The organism is Calothrix sp. UHCC 0171, from assembly GCF_034931845.1.
Lineage (GTDB): Bacteria > Cyanobacteriota > Cyanobacteriia > Cyanobacteriales > Nostocaceae > Brunnivagina.
In genome coordinates this window covers 104410-127395 of record NZ_JAYGHN010000014.1, presented here as the reverse complement: position 1 = coordinate 127395, position 22986 = coordinate 104410, and the positions used below count along the sequence as shown (strand labels likewise).

At 41.4% G+C, this 22986-nt stretch carries 17 protein-coding genes; 10 read left to right on the top strand and 7 right to left on the bottom strand.

Translation table 11 applies throughout. The features are described from left to right. Positions 1–986: 986 nt before the first annotated feature. The 4 genes from VB733_RS13230 (at position 987) to VB733_RS13215 (ending at position 6369) form a co-directional block, all read left to right on the top strand. A complete protein-coding gene (locus VB733_RS13230; RefSeq protein ID WP_323340524.1) occupies positions 987–4202 on the top strand; it encodes a glycoside hydrolase family 15 protein in 3216 nt (1071 codons plus the stop codon). Between the two features lie 334 nt (positions 4203–4536). Next, positions 4537–5109 carry a Uma2 family endonuclease gene (locus tag VB733_RS13225; RefSeq protein WP_323340523.1) on the top strand — a complete coding sequence of 191 codons (573 nt, stop codon included), beginning with the start codon at positions 4537–4539 and terminating at the stop codon, positions 5107–5109. 287 nt (positions 5110–5396) lie between these two features. Next, positions 5397–5642, top strand: coding sequence for a helix-turn-helix transcriptional regulator (locus VB733_RS13220; protein ID WP_323340522.1), 246 nt, complete (start codon positions 5397–5399; stop codon positions 5640–5642). Then, complete coding sequence (locus VB733_RS13215; protein ID WP_323340521.1) at positions 5626–6369, top strand: hypothetical protein; 744 nt, start codon at positions 5626–5628, stop codon at positions 6367–6369. The genes VB733_RS13220 and VB733_RS13215 overlap by 17 nt, the downstream gene beginning before the upstream one ends. Here VB733_RS13215 and VB733_RS13210 read toward each other — a convergent pair. Further along, complete coding sequence (locus VB733_RS13210; protein WP_323340520.1) at positions 6338–7498, bottom strand: DNA cytosine methyltransferase; 1161 nt, start codon at positions 7496–7498, stop codon at positions 6338–6340. The genes VB733_RS13215 and VB733_RS13210 overlap by 32 nt on opposite strands. Positions 7499–7667: 169 nt before the next feature. Between VB733_RS13210 and ilvA the strand changes: the two genes are divergently transcribed. Both ilvA and VB733_RS13200 read left to right on the top strand, forming a co-directional pair. Beyond that, positions 7668–9179 (top strand): threonine ammonia-lyase, biosynthetic, encoded by a 1512-nt coding sequence (gene ilvA / locus VB733_RS13205; RefSeq protein ID WP_323340519.1) that lies wholly within the window; start codon positions 7668–7670, stop codon positions 9177–9179. A gap of 18 nt (positions 9180–9197) precedes the next feature. After that, complete coding sequence (locus VB733_RS13200) at positions 9198–9764, top strand: Uma2 family endonuclease (protein WP_323340518.1); 567 nt, start codon at positions 9198–9200, stop codon at positions 9762–9764. Positions 9765–9770: 6 nt separating this feature from the next. Here VB733_RS13200 and VB733_RS13195 read toward each other — a convergent pair whose 3' ends face one another. Together VB733_RS13195 and VB733_RS13190 are read right to left on the bottom strand one after the other, a co-directional pair. Beyond that, on the bottom strand, positions 9771–10694 hold the full coding sequence (locus tag VB733_RS13195; protein WP_323340517.1) for a 50S ribosomal protein L11 methyltransferase: 924 nt from the start codon (positions 10692–10694) through the stop codon (positions 9771–9773). Positions 10695–10847: 153 nt separating this feature from the next. Next, positions 10848–11174 (bottom strand): RNA recognition motif domain-containing protein, encoded by a 327-nt coding sequence (locus tag VB733_RS13190; protein WP_096617916.1) that lies wholly within the window; start codon positions 11172–11174, stop codon positions 10848–10850. A 443-nt stretch (positions 11175–11617) separates the two neighbouring features. Here VB733_RS13190 and VB733_RS13185 point away from each other — a divergent pair, with 443 nt between their 5' ends. After that, positions 11618–13543, top strand: coding sequence for a GTPase family protein (locus tag VB733_RS13185; RefSeq protein WP_323340516.1), 1926 nt, complete (start codon positions 11618–11620; stop codon positions 13541–13543). A gap of 200 nt (positions 13544–13743) precedes the next feature. Next, positions 13744–14892 carry a bifunctional diaminohydroxyphosphoribosylaminopyrimidine deaminase/5-amino-6-(5-phosphoribosylamino)uracil reductase RibD gene (gene ribD / locus VB733_RS13180; RefSeq protein WP_323340543.1) on the top strand — a complete coding sequence of 383 codons (1149 nt, stop codon included), beginning with the start codon at positions 13744–13746 and terminating at the stop codon, positions 14890–14892. 133 nt (positions 14893–15025) lie between these two features. On the opposite strand, the gene VB733_RS13175 is transcribed toward ribD, so the two are convergent. Then, positions 15026–15163, bottom strand: a complete 138-nt coding sequence (locus tag VB733_RS13175; protein WP_323340515.1) for a hypothetical protein — start codon at positions 15161–15163, stop codon at positions 15026–15028. A gap of 14 nt (positions 15164–15177) precedes the next feature. Next, complete coding sequence (locus VB733_RS13170; protein WP_323340514.1) at positions 15178–15396, bottom strand: hypothetical protein; 219 nt, start codon at positions 15394–15396, stop codon at positions 15178–15180. Positions 15397–15711: 315 nt separating this feature from the next. Here VB733_RS13170 and VB733_RS13165 point away from each other — a divergent pair, with 315 nt between their 5' ends. Together VB733_RS13165 and VB733_RS13160 are read left to right on the top strand one after the other, a co-directional pair. Further along, on the top strand, positions 15712–16500 hold the full coding sequence (locus VB733_RS13165; RefSeq protein WP_323340513.1) for a hypothetical protein: 789 nt from the start codon (positions 15712–15714) through the stop codon (positions 16498–16500). Between the two features lie 339 nt (positions 16501–16839). Next, the gene (locus VB733_RS13160; RefSeq protein ID WP_323340512.1) at positions 16840–18837 is read left to right on the top strand and encodes a S8 family serine peptidase; all 1998 of its coding nucleotides are present in this window, start codon (positions 16840–16842) and stop codon (positions 18835–18837) included. Between the two features lie 15 nt (positions 18838–18852). On the opposite strand, the gene mrdA is transcribed toward VB733_RS13160, so the two are convergent. Together mrdA and VB733_RS13150 are read right to left on the bottom strand one after the other, a co-directional pair. After that, positions 18853–20685 carry a penicillin-binding protein 2 gene (gene mrdA / locus VB733_RS13155; RefSeq protein WP_323340511.1) on the bottom strand — a complete coding sequence of 611 codons (1833 nt, stop codon included), beginning with the start codon at positions 20683–20685 and terminating at the stop codon, positions 18853–18855. 597 nt (positions 20686–21282) lie between these two features. Next, entirely contained in the window at positions 21283–22965 is a 1683-nt protein-coding gene (locus VB733_RS13150; RefSeq protein ID WP_323340510.1) for a bifunctional pantoate--beta-alanine ligase/(d)CMP kinase, read from the bottom strand. Positions 22966–22986 lie beyond the last annotated feature (21 nt).

Sequence of the window (22986 nt, the reverse complement as noted above, 5' to 3'; positions counted from 1 at the left end):
CTGTTCTCAGCTTAGAGGAGGGTAGTACTGCCATCTTGCGGACTGTTGTCCATATATCCTTAATAAATCAACATCGATATCCAAAAATTAGGGCATCGCTAACTGATAATACTAACCCGGAATAGTGTAATCCGGTAGATGCCAGCATCAACAAATGTGCAAGAACAAGTTATATTCAGCACAATATGTAATGATTGTGCCCAAATTTTTTGATGGGAATTGAGTAAATTCTACTACTCTTAGCTTTTGTGTCAAGCACAATTAGAGAATTCCTTTGTAAATTTCATTCAGCAATCACAATTACATGCAAAAACTTGGTATTTCCCCTGACATAAAAATGGAAATATAGTAATTGCAGCAATCCTTTGCCTGATATTTGCCTGATAGTTAATCAATAATCTCCTAAAAAGGGCATTTTGCATGATTTCACCGCCTATTTCCGTCAAATACTAACTACAGCCTTAGCCAAGATTAATCCGGCGACTTCATCAATCTAATCTATTCCTAAATTAAAATTAAATTCATTGATACAGTTTCCAAAAGTTTACCCAAAAATTCACATTTATCTCATCAATTTGAACCGCGATTATTGGGTAAATTTATAATACTATTCTGAGACATATATACGTATAAATTCATAAGTGGGCATGATAATTTACAGTTATTTATTGATCAACTGATGAAGGTAGTAGAATGATAATTTCACTTAAGTACATGTGTTGATTATCTAACTAATAACCAGATAAACGTAGTCATCTTGTCACAGTCCGCAATCATTGATACCAATTAACCCGCAATATCGGTAGGTAATTCATACTCTCCCAAAAACATCGACCAAAAGCCTCAGACAAGCGATAATATATAAATTCTTAAGGCTGCGGCGGATGCTTCGATCGCGGAACTTTAGATACCTTGAATGGCATCAATAGCATCTATTGACATTGCAGCCACCAGGTTTATTTCCGAAACTGTTCTCGAATTTACTTATGAATACTGCCAGCCAATTGCACACTCGCCTTGAATTCTATTATCAGCAAATCAAGACAATAATTCTCAATCGTCAAAATCCGATTACTGGATTATTACCTGCAAGTACGGCGATAACGGCACATGGAGATTATACCGATGCATGGGTGCGTGATAATGTTTACAGTATTTTGGCGGTTTGGGGTTTAGCTTTAGCGTACCGCAAGATTGATGATGATAAGGGACGCACCTACGAACTCGAACATAGTACAGTCAAATTGATGCGAGGGTTGTTGTTTGCAATGATGCGGCAAGCCCATAAAGTTGAGAAATTCAAACATACCCAGTCCCCACTAGATGCACTGCACGCCAAATATAACACCACCACTGGGGATATTGTGGTAGGTGATGATGAATGGGGACATTTGCAACTTGATGCAACTTCAATATTTTTATTGATTTTGGCACAGATGACAGCATCAGGTGTACAAATTATTTACACTTTGGATGAGGTTAATTTCGTCCAGAATTTGGTTTATTACATTGGCAGAGCCTATCGCACACCAGATTATGGCATTTGGGAACGGGGTAATAAAATTAATCATGGTAGCGCCGAACTCAATGCCAGTTCTGTAGGCATGGCAAAGGCGGCACTGGAAGCCATTAATGGATTGGATTTATTTGGAGTCCGGGGGAGTCAAGCATCGGTAATTCATGCCTTATCTGATGAAATTGCCCGCACCCGGTTGACATTAGAATCCCTATTACCCAGGGAATCCGCATCCAAAGAAATTGATGCCGCATTACTGAGCGTGATTAGCTATCCTGCCTTTGCCGTTGAAGATGTAGATTTACGCGATCGCACTCGTAACGATATCATTAATAAGTTAGCAGGGAAATACGGTTGCAAGCGTTTTTTACGCGATGGGCATCAAACAGTTTTGGAAGATACACACCGTTTGCATTACGAACCCTGGGAACTGAAGCAGTTTGAGAATATTGAGTGTGAATGGCCTCTATTTTTCACGTATCTTGTTTTAGATGGGTTATTTAGGGGTGATAAGGAACAGGTCGAATTTTACCAGAAGTGTTTGGAAAATGTACTTGTGGAACGGGACGGAATGCTGCTTTTACCTGAACTTTACTTTGTCCCTCAGGAAAATATTGAAGCAGAAAAAGACCAACCCCAAAGCCAACAACGTTTACCTAATGAAAATATACCCCTCGTTTGGGCACAAAGTTTATTCTATCTGGGTAGATTATTAAGTGAAGGATTAATTGCCCTTGGCGATATCGATCCTTTGGGTAGATACTTAACAATGGGCAAGAACCGTGAAGCACTCGTACAAATTGCCCTGTTAGCCGAAGACGAGGATTTACAAACAAAACTTGAAGTCTACGGCATCGAGACACAAACACCAAAACAAGTCGCACCTATTCAAGTTCGTGAATCGGAAGACCTCATCTTAATTTATACCCAAATAGGACGTAATGATAAACTCGCATTAACAGGTCGTCCACCCCGTCGTCCTCGTAGTTTAACGACTTCCAGATTTTTTAGGCTCAATAGTGAAACGGTAATATTTTTACCTTCTTTTCTAGATTCACAGCAATTCTACTTAACTTTAGATTACCACTTCTTAGTCGATCAACTTCGCAGCGAACTAGCATACATTCAAAAATATTGGAACGACTTAGGACGACCTACCTTAACTTTAATGCTGACACATACCATGTTAGAAGTAGGTAGTGAAGCCCTACTCGCACTCATGCAAGAACTCCAAGATGGTATTTGTAACGGCGTGCGGGTAAAATTAGGTAAACTCAACCAACTAATTTTAACAGGTGCGATCGAGCGAATTGATTATCTGCAAAACTTCGAGTTTCTTCATTCCTCCCTGCAAAATGCCATCCCTCGCCGCAAATACTTAGCCTTTAAACCCGAAAAAATTGGGCAATTGGCAAATACGCAAGAATTTCAGATGGAATACGAAACCAGTTTAGAAATCTTGCTGCCCCGACTGCGAGCATCAGAAAATATTTACGAACAAATCGAATTATTAAGAACCTTGAGTAAACTCCAAGGTTTAGACTTTGATACTGGATTTGGTGAGGGAGTCCATCGCGTGACAGTTGGCGACTTACTCGACGAAGTATACACCAAAGCAGCAGAATTAGGACTTTGGGCTGTAGTGCGTCGGGCAGCAGGTTTGCGACAAATGGCAGATATTAGCTTATCGGATATTGTCACCAGCATTATTGTTAGAGGGAAGCAAATAGCCGTAGGCAAAGCTTACAGCGAAGACTCCTTGATGACAGTACCCCTATCCCATAGTGAAATCGTCGATAAAATCAATAATTTCTGTCGGGATGATGCCCGCGATAGAGTATTAACCCAAGAAATTCTCATCTATTTAAGCAACTTAATCAAATCCGAACCAGAATTATTTAAAGGGTTGTTGACGGTGCGCGTTGGTTATCTAATTTTGCTACTGACAAGCGAAATTGCCGGAGAATTAATGATTACTCAAGATGAAGCCTACGAAAAACTCATGCAATTATCGCCATTCGAGGTAAAAAGTCGCTTGCGGAAAGTGATGCAAGAATACGCAGGCTTGAGTAATGTTTTACGCCAACAAGAATCATTGCACATCAAGAAAAAAGAAAGCGAAATCAACTGGTTAGTGGTATCACCAACCCTAGAAGAACAAATCGAAGTTCCCGAAGCTGGTTGGAGGCGTTACCGCAAAGCCGAAGGTTCCACCGGAAGAGTACCACCAGGATTTTATCAAAATGTTTGGTCGGTATTGCAACATTGTAAAGGCGTAGTGATTGGCGATAAACTCGAACGTCGTAACCGACTCGATAGCGAAATTATGTTAGCAGAAATGACAGCCGGAGAGAAAAACTTTGCCCTACGGGTAGAACATCTGCTCAATAAAATCGAATCTCCCGAATATCGTCAAGTATGTATCGAGACACTGGTAGAATTAGGTGCGATCGCATCTAAAAATTCCGATTTGCAAGTTGAAGATTACATTGTTTTAGATGTACTTATTGGTCATGCTGTTAGATTAGCATGGTTGGAAATGAAGCCGGAACGTGGTGATAAATATGACGAAGATAAGGCTTCCGCATGGCGTTCTTTTTACAATAAATCGCCTAGGGAATGCGCTGGTTATATTGTGAAGGCGTTTAGATTCTTGACTGAGTTTGCCGAAGCGACACCTGTGTAAATTAAACTCTTACTTAATTGTAGAGGTGTTATCTCGATTCTCTAAATGTTTGCTATGGGTGATTGCTGTGTAGCAGTATTTTAGAGAATTGAAATTAGATTTTGTAACATCTCTACATTAAGGAATGTGGATTAATAAAGTACAAAAGTAGGGTGCTGTTAGCGGAGCGTAACGCACCATTCACCAGCAAATCGAAAATTGTAGGTTATTTAATTTTCATTCCTAAAAGAAAGCTCACCGTAGGTATATAAGTGTAAATTTCCTACAATCTCAGAGAGTTTGAGAAAATAAATATATTCGTCCTCATAATATTTAAACTTAAAAAACCAAACTTATGGTAGAAGTTTCTACAAAACTATTAACTCTAAACGAATTCCTACAACTTCCCGAAACCAAACCGGCTAGTGAATATATTAACGGTCAAATTATCCAAAAGCCAATGCCACAAGGAAAACACAGCAAACTACAGGGGAAGTCAGTTACGGTTATCAATAATATTACTGAACCAAAGTGTATTGCTTTAGCCCTTCCAGAACTGCGATGTACCTTTAATGGACGCTCCATCATCCCAGACGTTTCTGTTTTTACCTGGAATCGTATTCCCTTAGATGAAAATGGTGATATTGCTAATACTTTCACATCCTATCCTGACTGGACAATTGAAATTCTTTCACCTGACCAAAATCAAACTAAAGTTACCAATAATATCCTACATTGTCTGAACGCAGGTTGTGAGATGGCATGGTTAATTGATCCCGATGAAAAATCTGTTCTTGCTTATCCGAATAGTAAACAACCAATATTTTGCCAAGAACCCGAACAATTAATTCCCACTCCCGAATTTATGGGAGATTTTCAACTTAGGATTGGAGAGTTATTTAGCTGGCTGAAACCAGGGAATATTTAAAACGTGGTAAGTATATGTGGTGAAATCATCTTTTGTTCAAGAGTATTTTACTCAAGAATATATCAAAATACATTCCACCATATAAGCCTCCATATACAGTGTATGCAGTTGCTTAAGCGATCGCATTTGTTTTTACAAGGCATGTGGGAAAGTGCGATCGCATAGTCATTCTAAATCATTAAGCTTTCTTTACATCACGCGATAAAATTATAAACTCGCAGTAGTAAGTATCAATTGAATACTTTAGTCTGTAGAACTTTTGTATTCAAAGTCCTAATTTAATATTTATGCAAATCAGTCAACTAGACAAAATATTAGGGCAAAAAATACAGTATCTTCGCACAAAGAAAGGTTGGTCTCAAGAGTATTTAGCAGAAATAACAGGTCTACACAGAACTTATATTAGCCAGCTAGAGCGAGGACTTAAAAGTCCGTCTGTTAGGGTTCTTAGTCACATTACTCATGCCTTAAATATAACAATGAGTGATTTTTTGCGAATTGTGGAGGAATCTCTAAATGTTGACGGAGAATGAAATTGGTAAACTGAGGAATGCAATAGTTGCAACGATTGCATCTCCAGTAATCGGGTCAATAGAAGATTATGCTTGGGAAGCTATTTTTCATTATGTCAAAGATATTCCTCTATCCGATCCAGCTTTAGGACGCAGCAAACTTCTATACGATGCTGTTGATATGAAAACTAAATCTGGTTGGTCGCTTAAATCACTTCAACTTAACAATATAAAGCCAGGAAATACATTTTTCTTTGTCATTCAAAGAGCGGATGTGATTAAAAAAGCTATTCAGCTTGGTTTTCCTAGCTTGACTGAGGGTTCTTCTCCACAGGAACTAGGTGCTGCTATAATTCAGCACTGGAATGAAAAAATTATTGCAAGTAAATCTGCACAATCTGTTGTGTGTAGTTATGAAGGTATACTCCTCAAAACAATACGAGGAAGAGAATACCTTTATTGTGAATATCCACTCGAACCGCTTGAGGCAAATAACTTTTCTTGGGCTTGGACAGTAGATAGAATCACAGGAAAAGATGGAGTTGGTTTGCAAGGAAGTGTTTCTGGGAAAGTAGAACTAGTGTGGTACAAGAATCAAAAACAACTTTTTCGAGGTAGGACAATTCCTCCAGATGCAGTTACTACTAATATTGAGCGGGTTCGTCTTCAACCAGATAGGTATGTAGAAACAATCCTCACAGCTTTACAAGAACAAGTTAGCGATTATCCGTCTGAGAACAATCCTTAATTAAACATTTAGCTATTGCTTTAGCAAGTAATGGGGGTACAGACTCACCGATTTGTGAAGACATATCAGTGTAGGTTCCTAAAAAATGAAACCGATCAGGGAAAGAATGTAACCTAGCAGCTTCACGTATTGTTATAGTCCGATTTTGTGTAGGATGAAAAAATCGACCAGAACCAGGATGAAATACCCATCTGGTAATTGTTTTTGCTGGTTTATCCCAGTAAAGTCTTCCGTATGCTCCACTATAATGCTTTTTAGGTGCTAATTCTGGGGGTAAATCTTTTGCATCTTGTCCTTCTTTTAAGACACGAACTCTTGCTATTTGAATAGGACTTAAAACACGAGCAACGTGATTAGTAATTTTACTACTTTCATTACGCATTACCGTTTGATATTCACTTTGTGAAACGGAAGGATAAACTTGATCGCTATATTCTTGTCCTGCTTCTAAGGATGGTAAATCGCCAATTGCATCCCTAACTGTAACAATAGAAGAAATATTTGATTCAAATAAAGTTAGTTGTTGGCTGTACAAGCCGATATCCCGGTAATTGTTTTTATTTTGTTGGGAATGTGTCGACTTTGGTAATTCTGGTAATTTATCTAAACTAGCTATGAAAAAAGCTCTAGTTCTCGTTTGGGGTATTCCATAAAGAGCTGCATTCAGCGTACCTGAAGTTATTTTGTAACCTAATAATTCTAGTGTCTCTGTTATTTCATTTCTAACTATACCATTGTAAGCCTTTAATATTTCCGGAACATTTTCTATCACTACATAAATTGGTCGAAATTCTTGTACAAATTCCAAAAATGTTTTGTACAGTTGATTTCGAGGTTCATCAAGACTACGATTACCAGCAGGAATATTTCTTGAAAAACCTTGACAAGGAGGACCACCCATCATTACTGTTAGCTCTTCTCGCTGCAAACCAAGCCACGATCGCAATTCTGAAGGGTTAATTTTACATATATCTTGATTCAGAACTTTGGTATTTGGATAATTATACTGATATGTTGCCACAGCTTTTTTGTCTGCCTCAATGGCACACAATGACTCAAATCCTGCAAGGTAGAAACCTGTAGTTAGTCCACCCGCACCAGCAAATAAATCAATTAACTTGTATTTCATGTTTTGAATACTATAGTAATCAATGTATGCTGTCAATGTTCGGTTTATAAATGGTTTATTAAGTTGGATTTGGAGGTGTGATCGCAGCACCCACTTACTCCTTTGTAAAACTGTTACCTAACTGCCGTAAAATAAACATCTACACAGCATCAACAAACCTCCCACCACCATGCTCTGCGACTACCTGCAATTAATCCTCACTGCCCGTGTATATGATGTAGCTCAGGAAACACCACTAGAAATTGCCCCAAGCCTATCTCAGCGCCTCAACAATAAGCTGCTACTAAAACGCGAGGATATGCAGTCAGTATTTTCCTTTAAGCTCCGTGGTGCTTATAACAAGATGGCAAACCTACCACCTGATCTACTCAAACAGGGTGTAATTGCTGCTTCTGCGGGAAACCATGCTCAGGGTGTTGCCCTGGGTGCGAGTCGTTTGGGTACTCGTGCAGTTATTGTCATGCCTGTGACTACACCCCAACTCAAAGTTGATGCAGTCAGAGCGCGTGGGGGTGAGGTGGTGTTGCATGGGGATACCTACGATGATGCATATGCTTATGCACGGAAATTAGAGGCAGAAAAAGGGATGACATTTATTCACCCTTTTGATGATCCCTATGTAATTGCTGGACAAGGAACGATCGCAATGGAAATCCTCCGGCAATATCAACAGCCAATTCATGCTATTTTTGTCGCTATTGGTGGTGGTGGCTTGATTTCGGGGATTGGTGCTTATGTGAAACGCATTCGTCCAGAAATCAAAATTATTGGGGTGGAACCGGTGGATGCGGATGCAATGTCTCAATCTTTACATGCTGGGAAGCGTGTGCGGCTGTCCCAGGTGGGCTTGTTTGCTGATGGGGTGGCAGTCCGAGAGGTAGGTGAGGAGACATTTCGCCTCTGTCAGGAATATGTAGATGAGATTATTTTGGTGAATACCGATGACACCTGTGCGGCGATTAAAGACGTATTCCAGGATACTCGCTCTATTGTGGAACCTGCGGGGGCATTAGCGATCGCCGGAGCAAAAGCATATGTGGAAAGGGAGGGAATTTCGGGAGAAACCTTGATTGCGATCGCTTGTGGTGCGAATATGAATTTTGACCGTTTGCGTTTTGTGGCGGAACGAGCTGAGTATGGGGAGCAACGGGAAGCAATATTTGCGGTGACGATTCCGGAACAAGCGGGAAGTCTGCGTAAGTTTTGTGAATGTCTGGGGACACACAATTTGACTGAGTTTAGCTATCGCATTGCTGATGAGCGGGTTGCACATATTTTTGTTGGGGTGCAAATTCAAAACCGCGCCGATAGGGCAAAGATGGTGGCAAATTTTGAGGAATGTGGTTTTCAAACGTTAGATTTAACTGATGATGAATTGACGAAGTTACATTTGCGGCACATGGTTGGTGGGCGTTCTACCTTGGCACATCACGAATTATTTTACCGGTTTGAGTTTCCCGAACGTCCGGGGGCGTTAATGAAGTTTGTGAGTTCGATGAGTCCGAATTGGAATATTAGTGTTTTTCATTACCGCAATAATGGGGCTGATTATGGCAGGATTGTTGTGGGAGTACAGGTTCCACCGCAGGAAATGGGTGAGTGGCAGGCATTTTTAGATACTTTGGGATATACCTATTGGGATGAAAATAATAATCCTGCCTATAAGTTGTTTTTGGGTTAGGTTGAAGAATAAATAATCATGAATAAGCCAATGACGGTAGTAATAGGAAAATCTCTCCAGGAATTTTTACAACTTGCATATATCGACGAATCTCCAGCTTGGGAATATATCAATGGTAAGGTGGTACAAAAACCAATGGGAGGAGGTAAACATAGTTTATTGCAGAAACGTTTAATTACAGCTATTGATGCTGGATGCAGTGATTACGAAGCTTTTCCAGAATTGCGCTGTAGTTTTGGAAATCGTTCTGTGGTTCCCGATGTGGTTGTTGTGGCAATTGAGCAATTACCATTAGATGAAAATGGTGATATTGTCAGTACCGGGATTGAGTTTACACCACCTTGGGTAATTGAAATTCTTTCTCCGGTTCAAAGTCAAACGAAGGTGACAGGAAATATTTTACATTGTCTTAAATATGGTACTAGGTTAGGCTGGTTGGTTGACCCAAATGAGCGTTCGATTTTAGTCTATCAACCTCACAGCTTACCGGATTTATTGAGTGGTACGGATATTGTGCCAGTATTGGATGGTGTGAGTCTAACTATCACGGTTGATGATGTCTTTGCTTGGTTAAAACGGCAGTAGATGATTTCAGCGATTTCGGAAAATGAGGGCAATCCATTCTCCTAATCTTTCCTCCTCCACAAGCTCAAATCCTTCTTGTTGCAAAGCTGTAATTACTGATTCTTCATACTCATGATTAAAACCTGATGCCACCAACATGCCACCACTTCGTAAGGCTTGGCGATATTCAGGAGCAAGGGTTGTATGGATACGTCCGAAAATATTGGCAGCAATTAAGTCAAAGCTTCCATTCGGGACAATAGTAGTTATATCTCCCACGATATCCCCACCCATCCAATGTCCCATCTCACCACCTTTTCCCAAACTCCCCCGCATCACTTTTACTTGCTGTGCAACTGCATTACGCTCGACTGCATCCTGGGTTGACTCCACAGCAATACCATCACTATCTAATGCTAATACCTGTCCGCCTAATTTGGCGATCGCAATACTCAAAATACCGGAACCGGAACCTAAATCCAGGCTATTCATCTTTGGTGTCACATACTTTTCTAGCAAGCGCATGGCGAGGATGGTGGCTGGATGTAAACCGCTACCAAAAGCCAGGCTCGTTTTTAGCCGCAAACTGATTTCTTCGGCTTGGGGTTGATAAGTTGCTTCTGGGGATAAGATGACAAATCGCTTGCCAATACGAACGGGAAAATCACTGCTATCGACATTAGCTTGTTTCTCTGCGACTACATAGGCTTGAATTTCACTCGCCAATCCAGTCCTTTGCAGGGGAGAAAGCAAATTATTTATCTCTTGAATCCGTGTACTCGCGTAAACATCATTCGCTAAGTAAAAGCAAATAGTAAATGTCCAATCATCTTGAGTATCACGGGATTCGTCTATGTAAATATCCTTGGTATATGTAGTTGCAGCTAGTAATGTACAAACCCAATCGACTGCTTCTGTTTTTCCCTTCAGGCATAATTCAACCCACGACATCTTTTTTACCAACCTGTAAAAAACAGCAAAAAGCAGGCAAGTAGCCTGCTGATTAATCTAAAAAGTTAATTATTCGAGAATTATCCGTAATTAAATCACAAAAATTAAATCACAGACTTAAATTGCGAATGACAAATGAAGAAGGGATAAAATTTAGTAGCGTTGTGAGTAACCACCGCCACCACCACGGTTGTTACCACCGCGTCTGCCACCACCACCACCGAAGGAGCCACCTTCAGTCTTGGGTTTTGCTTTATTAACTTTCAAACTGCGACCCATCCATTCTGCACTGTCTAGAGCTTCAATTGCCGCAGTCTCTTCGTCGTCGCTGGACATTTCGACGAACCCAAAACCTCTCATGCGTCCTGTCTCTCTATCAACAGGCAGCTGAACGCTCTTAACGGTTCCATACTCTGAAAAAACTTGTCTGAGGTCATCTTCTCTAACCTCGTAGGACAAATTACCGATATAAACTGACATAAATTCTGTCTCCAGTATCAAAAGAGTGTAGAGATTTAGATCCGGAGAGGTCTGTAATACTAAGCATTAAAAAACAAACTACAAGCCGAATTTTATCATCCTCTGTAATCATAGCACATGATTTCGAGTCTTAGACGACAGAACATATCAATCTTTTTTATTGATTGACACGGAAGTATATTCTCGATTTGAATACCGTAGGCAATGTACAAATAAGAACATGCAGTTACTGAAAGGGGCATTTAATTTAGTATCAACTATGATTATAGCTAAACTTTGCGCTCATATAAAAATAATAAAGAAGGTTTTGGAGAAGAAATTGGGAGTCAGGAGTGAGAAGCTAAATATCTAGCCGATAATTCTGGGATAGCAAAATCTAGCTAACAGCAAAAATCCCATAACTTCTAATTATTTGGCGATCGCAAGTGGGGGTAATTCAGGGCATGATACGCTTAAAAGTCTGGCAATGGATAGTTTTAGCACTGCCTCTAGTGCTAGTTGGTGGTTTTCTTGTGGTTGCTGCGGGAATGCAAATCCACGCATGGGGACTAAGTTGGATTTGGGCTGTATTCACACTGATATTTGTGGGTTGGCGTTGGCTAGTAGTCAAGTGGACAAAACCAGCTTTGGCACAGGTGGAAGCTGCGGTGGCAGAAGTTAGCCGGGAGTTGGAGGCGGTATCTGCGGGGACAATTCCCTCAACTCCAATGGAACCCAGTGGTACAGATGCAACAATTCGGGCTGAAGCTGCTTTAGAGCGAGTCTTAGCAGCATCGGCAAATGATGCGCCAATTTGGGAAGATTTACAAACCTTTTGGCAGCGATGCTTGGATTTGGTGGCTGACATTGCCAATATTTACTGTCCAGATGTGAAATATCCACTGCTAAATATATACGTTCCCCAAGCATACGGATTAATTCGGGGAACAGTGGATGATATGGATAGCTGGATGCAGAAGTTATCACCAGCTTTGAATCAAGTTAGTATTGGGCAAGCCTACGAAGCATACGAAGTTTATCAAAAACTGGAACCATCGGCGCGGAAGTTCTTGAAGGCTTGGAATTTGGCGCAATGGTTATTGAATCCAGTCGCCGCAGTTGCCAAACGTGCGAGTCAGCGTTATACCAATCAAGCTAACCAGCAATTATTGGGCAATTTGAATCAATTGTTGCGGGAAGTGGCTTTGCGGAATTTATGTAAGCAAGCGGCAGCGCTCTATGGTAGCGATTTATTACCTATTTCTGTGAATGTCACCACCACAAAAATTGCACCCGAAAAAACTCAAACTCTCCGCGATATTTTATCACAAACCGAACCGGTTGAAGCGATCGCCCAAAAACCTGTGAGCATTTTGTTGATTGGGCGCACTGGGGCAGGTAAAAGTAGTCTAATTAATAGTTTATTTCCATCGGAGCAGGCGGAAGTTGATGTTTTACCCAGTACAGATAAAATCCAAAGTTATCACTGGCAAACAACGGATGGAGAAGCACTAACATTGTGGGATACTCCTGGTTACGAACAAGTTAATCAGGGTGGATTACGGGATACGGTTTTAGAATATACCAACGAAGCTGATTTACTATTATTAGTAACACCTGCACTTGATCCCTCCCTGCAAATGGATGCCGATTTTTTGCGGGATGTAAAAGCGGCAGTCCCTGATTTACCAATGATTACAATTGTGACGCAAGTCGATAAATTGCGTCCATTGCGGGAATGGCAACCCCCCTACGATTGGGAATGGGGAGAGAAGCCCAAAGAAGTGGCAATTCGCGAAGCTAGCAAATATCGGGCGGAATTACTGGGGGATTTTTGTGATTTGGTGTTACCCATCGTCACTGGCGATACCAAAACAGGACGTGTTGCTTGGGGCATTGATGCATTATCCTTGGCTTTAGTTGCCGCAATAAATCCAGCCAAGCAGCAACGACTAGCTCGATTTTTGCGTGATTTGGATGCTCGGACTGTGGCTGCTGCCAAAATTATCGACCATTACACCTTCCAAATGACGACAACCCAAGGACTAACAGCACTATTAAAAAGTCCGGTACTACAATTTATTTCCACCGTCTCCACAGGCTCCCCAGCCCTAGCATATTTACTTGCTGAGAAAATCCCCGCCGAACAGTTACCGTTAGTTATTGGTAAATTGCAAATGGCATATGAACTATTTGGGCTATTGAATCCCGATAGTAACAATCCTCTAAAGTTTGATTTGCGATCGCTTTGGTCATTGCTTCTAGACAATAGTAACTCACCAGAGCGTAATGCTTGGGCTTTTGGTCAGACTTTGCTGGAATACTGGACACAAAATTTAACTGTAGAACAAATGCGATCGCGATTTGAACATTATTTACAGCAGCCTTAATGTACAACAAGTAAATTATTGTTACGTCACCCAGCCGATAAGTTTTGCGTGCCAGTGGTAATCCCAATTCTCCCAAAGCAGGCAACAGATGATGACGCGGAGATACATATGTCGCCAGAGTTGAGAGAAACGGCAGATTCCAACTACATAAGGCTGGCTGTAATTTGCAAATTAATTAAAATTCTATGGAAAACTCCTCAATGCTTACCGAACCAAATTCTCATTCACCATCACTTGTCTCTTCAGCCATATCCCTCAAATCTGACTTTGACTCGCGGATGATGCAGAAATGTTTGCAACTAGCCCGTCGAGCATTGGGGAAAACCTCCCCTAATCCCCTAGTTGGGGCGGTAATAGTCAAAGATGGGGAAATTATTGGAGAGGGGTTTCATCCCCGCGCCGGAGAACCCCATGCGGAAGTTTTCGCGTTACGGGCTGCTGGGGACAATGCAGTTGGGGCTACCGCTTATGTCAGTCTCGAACCTTGCAATCACTATGGACGTACTCCACCATGTAGTGAAGCTTTAATTAGGGCTGGAGTTTCCAAAGTTGTTGTGGGTATGATTGATCCTAATCCCTTGGTTGCTGGTGGTGGTATTGCTCGTTTGCGAGATGCTGGGATTGAAGTTGTTGTCGGAGTCGAGGAAGCCGCTTGTCGGAAATTAAATGAAGGCTTTATCTATCGGATTCTTCACCAGCGTCCTTTGGGAATTTTTAAGTATGCCATGACTCTAGATGGAAAAATTGCTACAAATACAGGTCATAGCGCTTGGGTGACAAGTCAAGAGTCTCGACAGATGGTATACCAATTTCGCATGGCAACTGATGCCATTGTAGTCGGTGGAAATACGGTGAGAAAAGATAATCCCTATTTAACCAGTCACCAGGAAGGAGCCAACAATCCTTTACGGGTAGTGATGAGTCGTACCCTCGATTTACCAATGGCGGCTCGACTGTGGCAAACTGAAACAGCCCCAACCCTAGTTTTGACAGAAACAGGGGCAAATCCAGAGTTTCAAGTCATGTTGCAAAATCAAGGTGTGGAAGTAGTAGAGATGGATATGTTGACACCCGATCGCGTCATGGACTATTTTTATCAACGTGGCTTCTGTAACGTTTTGTGGGAATGTGGCGGTACATTAGCTGCAAGTGCGATCGCATCTGGTGCAATTCAAAAAGTTTTGGCGTTTATTGCTCCTAAAATCATCGGTGGTGATAATGCGCCTACACCTGTAGGAAGTTTGGGTTTTACCAGGATGACTGAAGCTTTATCTTTAGAAAATATCGAAATTAGTGTAGTTGGTACAGATTGCTTAATTACAGGATATCTACCTCAAAAAAGAGACTAGTACGAGAATGCTGCACTCAGAATATAAAATACTCAGCTTGGGAAGAAATATGCTTCTGCCAGTTTTTTGTCAAGATAAATAATCAGTTGTATAGCAGTTTGTCATTAAAACTGCTCTTTATATCAAGTCAGGCTCAATTATCATTAATTTTTCTCCGTGTCTCCCCATCTCCCCATCTCCGCGTCTCCCAATCTCCCCATCTCCCCATCTCCGCGTCGGTTTTATCGTCATTATTTAGGCGCAGCCAATATGACTTCTGCTGTATTTCCATGCCTTTGTACGAACTTAAAAATACAACCTGTCCTGGGCAACATTGCGAATCAAGGCTAACCGTGATTCGACATAATTCTTTAAGTAATTTGTCTCGTTACCATCCAAAGATACCTCCGTCTTCGTTTGTTTGACTAACAGTTGTACCAGACTCGCATCGTCCATGTTTAACAGAGTCTTAGAATGGGTATTTTCAACTACAGACCAAAGTTGACGCATAATACTCGGAGTCATTAGACCTCCATTTTCCTGTCATGAATTGAATTTTTTCAGGATACACAATTACAACTCAAATATCCGGTAACATTCGATCACTTGAAATAACTATTTGGGAAAATGTAATATATCAAATTATCTGTTTATACTGCTTAACTAAAAACTCAGGAACTTGTTCTAAATGTGAAAATATCTGAGAATCGCTTAACTTTTGTATCTTAAGTTTTGTGTATTAACTTTTGTTAATTAATTTACAATAGTTAAATCAAAAATAAGTGAATTACTTATCATGTTACAACTTCTCAATCATTAGAGAAAGAGAATATTAATTTCATGAAATTTAGCATTATCGAGCAAACACCAAAGTTATTGAAACTACAACTCAAACCACAAGCTTTCTTATACTGGCTATTTGGGGGATTATTTGTTGCCGGAGGCATTTTTTTAATGCTTGCATTGGGTAAAGTTACGACTTTTAGTTGTAGCAGAATTGCACCTGAGCCAAACAGTTGTCAACTAATGACTAAAAGTCTTTCAGGCACACAAATTCACAGATGGAATATCAAAGATATACAGAAAGCAAAAACAGATACTAGCACTCTGAATCAATGGTATTCCTATCCTCTGATAATTCAGACAAGTCGTGGTTATATTGCGATCGATTTGATAAATGCGGATTTTACTGAAAAAGAAGCTAGAGCCGCACAAATAAATACTTTTCTCAAGACACCACAAGAACCACAACTCATAGTTTATGAAGATAGTCGTCTCTGGAGTTACCCTTTGGGCTTATTCTTAATCGCGAGTGGTGCTGTTATTATTATTTACAGAATGAGGAATGGGATAATCATTTGTGTTATTGATAAAAGTTTTGGGAAAATCACTATCAACCGTAAATCCTGCTTTGGAAATGAAGCATTAGAAGTAAAACTTGCGGATGTAGTTGGAATTAAGCTTGATACATTTCAAGTCAAGAATTCAAAAAGCTATAATGTCTCCTTTAAATTAGCGTCCGATAAGTATATTTACATAGCAGTAGACCCAATGTTTACAGCTAAAAGTGCCAACAAAATCATTGAGAATATCGCTAGTTTTACTAATATTCAATTCCTGGAATCATAAATAGGTGACTCCCTACAGTGCTTAATTTTTTTCATCAATCAAAAGAAATTAATTAAATCAGTAATTCTGAGAAATCACCAGATTGCAAATATAACATAGGTGACATAGTGATTCTGCGATGATATCAAGTCTGCCAACATAACCAAAAATAAAATTTCTTCGCGTCTCCCAATGTTTGCCAGAAAGAAAATTTTCCCCGGCAAGTTGTCTCTGTGTCTCTACGCAAGCTTTATTCAGGTTAACGAGCAGACATAATTGACTTGCAAACATTTATACCATAACGAGGCACTTTGCTCTCACTACAGAGTACCCTCACCTTCCCATCAACAGCATAAAATTATGGCGAAAATTACCATCAATGGCGTATCTATAGATACAGATTCCCAGAGAACTTTGATTGCATCCGATCGCTCTGATTCTGAGTATATTCTCATTCACGTTAATCAACCACTCAATCGCGAACAAAAAAGTCAGTTGGCAAATTTAGGTATCGAAATTTTAGAATACGTACCAGAAAATACTTATATTTGCCACAACGAAAATGTAAATTCAGCCTCCATCATGAATCTACCCTTCATTGAGTGGACGAATACATATCTGGAAGGGTTTAAAATATCACCTCAATTGCTTGGCGCTCCAGATAAACAACAGAGTACAAACATCCAAAATTTGCCCGCCATCGATAAGTTATCACGCCAACCGCAACCAGTGACAGTTGTCTTTCACAATAGCGTTGTTGTTGATGACAACTTAAGAAATCGTCTGGCGACTGCGGCAAGACTCAATCCCCAAGAACTAGAATTTACAGCCAATTCAGTAAGATTAAATATACAACATCAGTATCTCGAAGATGTAACTGCCATTGCAGAGGTGCGACATATTGAAGAATATGTAGCCCCGCAGCTATTCAATAACCTCGCCTTAGGGGTAATTAATGCCGACAAAACCCACAGCATTGGCAATTTCCAAGGTGAAGGTGAAATAATTGCGATCGCAGATAGTGGGTTTGATAGGGGTTCGACAGAAGATGTCCATCCAGCCTTTACAGGGAGAGTTTTGAAGTTGTATCCTTTAGGACAAGCTCGTGCCGCAGACCCGGATGGGCATGGAACTCACGTTGCGGGTTCAGTTTTGGGGGATGGCTTTTCGGAAAAAATGGGGGGTGCGATTCGTGGTGCTGCTCCCAAAGCGAAACTGGTGTTGCAATCCGTTCTCGATGTTCGCGGTGGTTTAGGGGGAATTCCGAATGACCTGAACGACTTATTCAAAGTCCCCTACAATGATGATCATGCCCGTGTGCATACCAATTCCTGGGGTGCTTCCAAAGCAGGAAAATACGACCTCAATTGTCAGCAAGTAGACAAATTTGTGTGGGAAAACCGAGATATTGTCATTTGTTTTGCGGCTGGTAACGATGGGCGCGATCGCGATAATAATGGTATTGTTGATAATGGTTCCATTAGTTCCCCTGGTAGCGCCAAAAACTGTATTACGGTTGGGGCAACAGAAAATAATCGACCGGATTTAGCGAAACCCTACAAGAATTTATTTCGCTACCAAACTGAACCAATTGCTTCTGATGGCTGGTCTGATAATCCCGAAGGAATGGCAGCTTTTAGTAGTCGTGGACCAACTATGAATGAACGCATTAAGCCTGATGTTGTTGCCCCAGGCAGTGTAGTTCTCTCAACTTGTTCGCGGAATGCCCAAATCGATGCATTTTACGGCAAATCTGAAGACCAATTGTATGCTTTTCTATCGGGCACGAGTATGGCGACACCCTTAGTTGCAGGTTGTGCAGCTGTGGTTAGGGAGTATTTGCAAAAACAATATAACCACCAACCAAGTGCAGCCCTGGTTAAGGCAATGTTAATTAATGGAGCCAAGGATATTGTCGGTCAATATGTACCCTCTGAAGCTGGGGAAATCCCCAATTATGCTGAAGGCTTTGGCAGAGTTGATTTAGCCGCAACAGTCGCACCCAGAGGAGATACGGAACGGGTAACTTTCCAGGATGAAAAGACAACTTTAGAGACAGGGGAAGAGGAAAAAACCGAAGTCGAAATTGCTGAAACTGATTCTCTGTTGAAAGTAACCTTGGTGTGGACTGATTTTCCTGGTGAAGCACTTCAGAATGACTTAGATTTGATTTTGCGGACAGCAGACGGACAAGAACGTCATGGGAATATGCCAGCCACCTCAACGGAATTTGACCGGAAAAATAATATTGAGCAGGTTATTTGGACAGATGTACCCGCAGGGAAAGCGGAAGCTATTGTACGGGCTTTTCGCATTGTTCAAGAACAATCCTATGCTTTGGTAGTGCGGGTAACTTGAGTAAACTCTGGAAAATTAATTTTTTTTCTCTTCTTTAGATTCCACTTTCTTGTATTTATTCGGATACTTCTTATGGAAGTAATGTTCCATAACTTCTAACGCCATCGGTGCCGCAACACTACCGCCACCACCATCGGAGTGTTCAGCAAACGCAAGCACAAGAATTTCTGGTTTATTGGCGGGGGCATAACCACCAAACCAAGTATGGTTTCTTTTGATACCATTTTTCCATGCTTCTGCTGTCCCCGTTTTCCCCGCAATTGGCGGAACTGTGGGGGAATTAAGCTTTTTAGCCGTGCCTTCACTAATTACTTTCCGCAGTCCATCCTGTAAAATTTTGATAGTTTCTGGCTTCATACCAATTGGTTCACGCCAGCTTTTGGCATCTTCGTTATCTTTAATTAAATGGGGTTGGACACGATAACCACCATTAGCAGGGACAGCAAACATGACAGCCACCTGTAAAGGTGTAGTCAACAACGCCCCTTGCCCAATGGACATGTTTACCGAATCCCCTACCGTCCAATCCCGCTTCATAGTTTTTCTTTTGTAGTCGTTATCAGGTACAAATCCCGGTATTTCTTCCGTTTGGAAATCAAATCCTGTTTTCGCACCAAATCCGAATTTGCGTGTCCAGGAAATTAGAGTTTCACCCCCAACACGCGCCCCAACTTGATAGAAAAAGGTATCGCTACTATTTGCCATTGCTCCTGTCCATCCCAAGGGACCAAAACCAGCATGATTCCATTCACCAAAACGAGTACCACCAAAAGTGAGAGAACCGTAAGTTGGTAAAACCGTACTAGCAGAAAACTTTCCCGACTCCAGTCCAGCCGCAGTCGTTACAATTTTGAAGGTACTTGCAGGTGGATATTGGCGTAAAGCGCGGTTGAGTAGGGGGTGATTAACACCGAGAAGAATTTTTTCCAATTCCTTCGATGAAGGACGTTGTTTTGAGAAAACATTCGGGTCAAATGTGGGATGGGAAACCATCGTCAAAATCGCACCATTTTGGGGATTCATCGCAATAATTGTACCATCGCGATCGCCTAGGGCTTTTTCGGCAACTTTTTGCAATTCTAAATCAATCGTCAGGCGAATATCTTTACCTGCTTTGGCTTGCTTTTCACCAATAACTCGCAATGGACGACCTCTACCATTAACTTCCACCTCTCTGCCGCCCCATTCACCCCGTAAATCCTTTTCGTAGGCTCTTTCAATCCCCATCTGCCCAATGACATCACCCAGTCGATAGCCCTGTTCTTTTCTTTTCTTCAACTGTTCGGCGGTCAATTCGCGAGTATAACCTGTAACATGAGCGGTTGTGGCTCCATAAGGGTAGAAACGTACAGCCTCGGCGTGAATTTCCACATTTGGTAATTGATTTTCGTATTCCTTTAAAGCCGTAATTTGCGCTTCTGTGATATCACGGGCAATCCGCACTAGCGAGGATGAATTTGGACCTGCCTCTTCCAGTTGCGTTTGGAGTTCCTCCACAGACAAATCAAGTATTTTTGCCAAACGTGGAGCCACAGTTTCATGCCAGCCAGCTTTGGTATGTGCCATCGGCCAAAGATAGACTGAGTGAGGATAGCGGGTTGTGGCAATAATTTTACCATTACGATCAAAGACATTACCGCGTTCGGGTAGTTTGGGAATTATTCGCACCCGATTCGCTTGGGCTTTTTGACTATATTTTTTACCCTCTATCACTTGTAAGTGCGCTAATTTTGCACTCATCACACTAATCGCTGTTAATGTAAATAAGATGAGAAATATTGATTGAATCCCGTTGCCAACTGTGCGAGCATTCTTGTTTTGACCGATTTCAGACTTTAATAAGGTCATAACTATAAAGTTACTAGTAATACTATTTTAATTTGTATACAATGATATAAAGATATTGTCAGTATCAATAGGGCAAAAATATCAAGTTAAACATTAACTTCAACATTTCAGTTCAACGTTGCTAGGGTAAATGCCCCACATCTTAAAATAGTGTAATTTGTGGATATTTGACTACTTTGGCAACTACTATTAGAAGTATTTTATATTTCTGTTTCTAATGGTATCTATAAGTTTTTATCTATATATCTCGATATACTAATTCAGTCGGCGGCAATACATGTTTCCATGTACCCACCTCTAGTCAAGTCTTGGTATTTAGCTAGTAGAGTGCTTCAATATTTTATAGATGCGACTCTACCCTAGCACAAATACAAACAACCGCTAATTTTTCTGTTACTTACACCTGCGTGAAAAAGCGATGCAGCGCGTTGGGGAGACACTGCGTTTTACGAGTTCCCCGGATTATCGCGACTGCCGGGGCTTCTGGAGAATGATAAATCAGAAAAACCTTGATTTTGCGGGAGAAGCCCGTTGTGAAGGTTTTCTAAGAACCTGACAAATGTGCAGTTAACCGAATGGATGGTATGAAAATACCATTTACAACTGCGATAAACGCTGCTGATAATAGTCAACAATTTTCGCAGTCACATCAGTGATATGTAAACCATCAGTTGTAATTTCCACTGCATCGGCGGCTTTTTGTAGTGGAGAAACCTTGCGGGTGCTGTCTTTCCAATCGCGTTCAGCAATGTCTTTTTCCAGTTGTTCTAAATCAACTTCTGGTAAACCTTGGTTTTTAAAGTCCTGTAAACGACGACGTGCCCGTTCCGTCACCGATGCTGTTAAGTAAACTTTTACTTCGGCATCAGGGAAAACATGAGTCCCGATATCACGTCCCTCTGCAACTAAACCCCCTTTCTTGCCCCAGCTTTGCTGTTGCTTAACTAGGGCTTCGCGAACTGCACTTTGTGCTGCTATCGCCGATACTTTTGATGTCACCTCCGGGGTGCGAATCTGAGCCGTCACATCATGGCGATTAATACATACTTGAACAGGAAAGTCAAGACTTTGACTGGGTGCAAGTTCAATTACGCATCGAGCCGCGAGTTCTGCGATCGCGCATTCATCATCGAGGGCAATACCTTCATGCTGTACCAACCATGTCATGGCTCGATACATAGCACCAGTATCTAAATAGACTAGTCCGATATTTCCGGCGACGAGGCGGGCAACAGTTGATTTTCCAGCGCCAGCAGGACCGTCAATAGCGATAATGGGCTTGCGATCGCGAAGCAAGGTGTTATCAATAAGACGTGTAGAACCAAGGCGAGCGGCGATCGCGAGCATTCCTTCCTCCTGAATAGTTTTCAATGGCATTAGAGTAGTCGGTTCAACCAATTCAATATATTCCACTAAGACAGTACTAACCATCGCCACTTCTTGCTGCACAAGCTCAATAAGCTTGTCGGTGTTACGAACACCTGCTTTAAATGCTACCATCGCCCGTTGCAAACCTCGGTATAATACCGCAGCATCTTCCTTTTCGCTAGCGCTCAAATATTGGTTGCGCGAACTTAAAGCAAGACCAGACGCTTCTCGTACCGTTGGACAAGCAACAATTTCGATGGGCAGGTTCAGGTCACACACTAGCTTTTTAATCACAGCTAACTGCTGACCATCTTTTTGACCGAAATAAGCTCGATCAGGTTGTACCAAGTTGAAAAGTTTGGTAACAATCGTAGTCACACCCTGGAAGTGACCTAGCCGAGAACGACCACACAAGCCAGATATCATAGCAGATGGAGGGATAACCTGTGTTAGTTTTGACTCTTCTATATTCTTCGCAGTCATTCCCTTCAGTTCCGGAGTTTGTTGGGAAGAGCATCTCCCCAACAACTCCTCAGAAGTTTGCTGGGAAGAACATCCCCCCAACAATTCCTCAGGAGTTGGTGCAAAAATAGCATCCACTCCAGCCTGCTCACATATCTGGCGATCGCCGTCTAGTGTCCGAGGATAATGCTGAAAATCCTCATTTTGACCAAATTGTAGGGGGTTGACGAAAATGCTCACAATGACGGTGTCATTTTCAGTTCGCGCCCGTTGAATCAAGCTGAGATGCCCGTGATGTAAAGCTCCCATTGTTGGCACTAAACCAACTGCTGTTTGATGAGAAGCTGTTACTTCAAATTGTAGCGGCTCAAGGAAGTTTAAATCTCGCGTTTCTAAGGCGCGTTTGCCTAAAAAACAACGTAAAGCTGCAACTGTAGTTAGCAGGCGCACAAAATACCCCTATTATATCGA

Coding starts and splice junctions, on each gene's coding strand:
- VB733_RS13230 (WP_323340524.1), top strand. CDS start 987: ATGAATACTGCCAGCCAATTGCACACTCGCCTTGAATTCTATTATCAG.
- VB733_RS13225 (WP_323340523.1), top strand. CDS start 4,537: ATGGTAGAAGTTTCTACAAAACTATTAACTCTAAACGAATTCCTACAA.
- VB733_RS13220 (WP_323340522.1), top strand. CDS start 5,397: ATGCAAATCAGTCAACTAGACAAAATATTAGGGCAAAAAATACAGTAT.
- VB733_RS13215 (WP_323340521.1), top strand. CDS start 5,626: ATGTTGACGGAGAATGAAATTGGTAAACTGAGGAATGCAATAGTTGCA.
- VB733_RS13210 (WP_323340520.1), bottom strand. CDS start 7,498: ATGAAATACAAGTTAATTGATTTATTTGCTGGTGCGGGTGGACTAACT.
- ilvA (WP_323340519.1), top strand. CDS start 7,668: ATGCTCTGCGACTACCTGCAATTAATCCTCACTGCCCGTGTATATGAT.
- VB733_RS13200 (WP_323340518.1), top strand. CDS start 9,198: ATGAATAAGCCAATGACGGTAGTAATAGGAAAATCTCTCCAGGAATTT.
- VB733_RS13195 (WP_323340517.1), bottom strand. CDS start 10,694: ATGTCGTGGGTTGAATTATGCCTGAAGGGAAAAACAGAAGCAGTCGAT.
- VB733_RS13190 (WP_096617916.1), bottom strand. CDS start 11,174: ATGTCAGTTTATATCGGTAATTTGTCCTACGAGGTTAGAGAAGATGAC.
- VB733_RS13185 (WP_323340516.1), top strand. CDS start 11,618: ATGATACGCTTAAAAGTCTGGCAATGGATAGTTTTAGCACTGCCTCTA.
- ribD (WP_323340543.1), top strand. CDS start 13,744: ATGCTTACCGAACCAAATTCTCATTCACCATCACTTGTCTCTTCAGCC.
- VB733_RS13175 (WP_323340515.1), bottom strand. CDS start 15,163: ATGGAAATACAGCAGAAGTCATATTGGCTGCGCCTAAATAATGACGAT.
- VB733_RS13170 (WP_323340514.1), bottom strand. CDS start 15,396: ATGACTCCGAGTATTATGCGTCAACTTTGGTCTGTAGTTGAAAATACC.
- VB733_RS13165 (WP_323340513.1), top strand. CDS start 15,712: ATGAAATTTAGCATTATCGAGCAAACACCAAAGTTATTGAAACTACAA.
- VB733_RS13160 (WP_323340512.1), top strand. CDS start 16,840: ATGGCGAAAATTACCATCAATGGCGTATCTATAGATACAGATTCCCAG.
- mrdA (WP_323340511.1), bottom strand. CDS start 20,685: ATGACCTTATTAAAGTCTGAAATCGGTCAAAACAAGAATGCTCGCACA.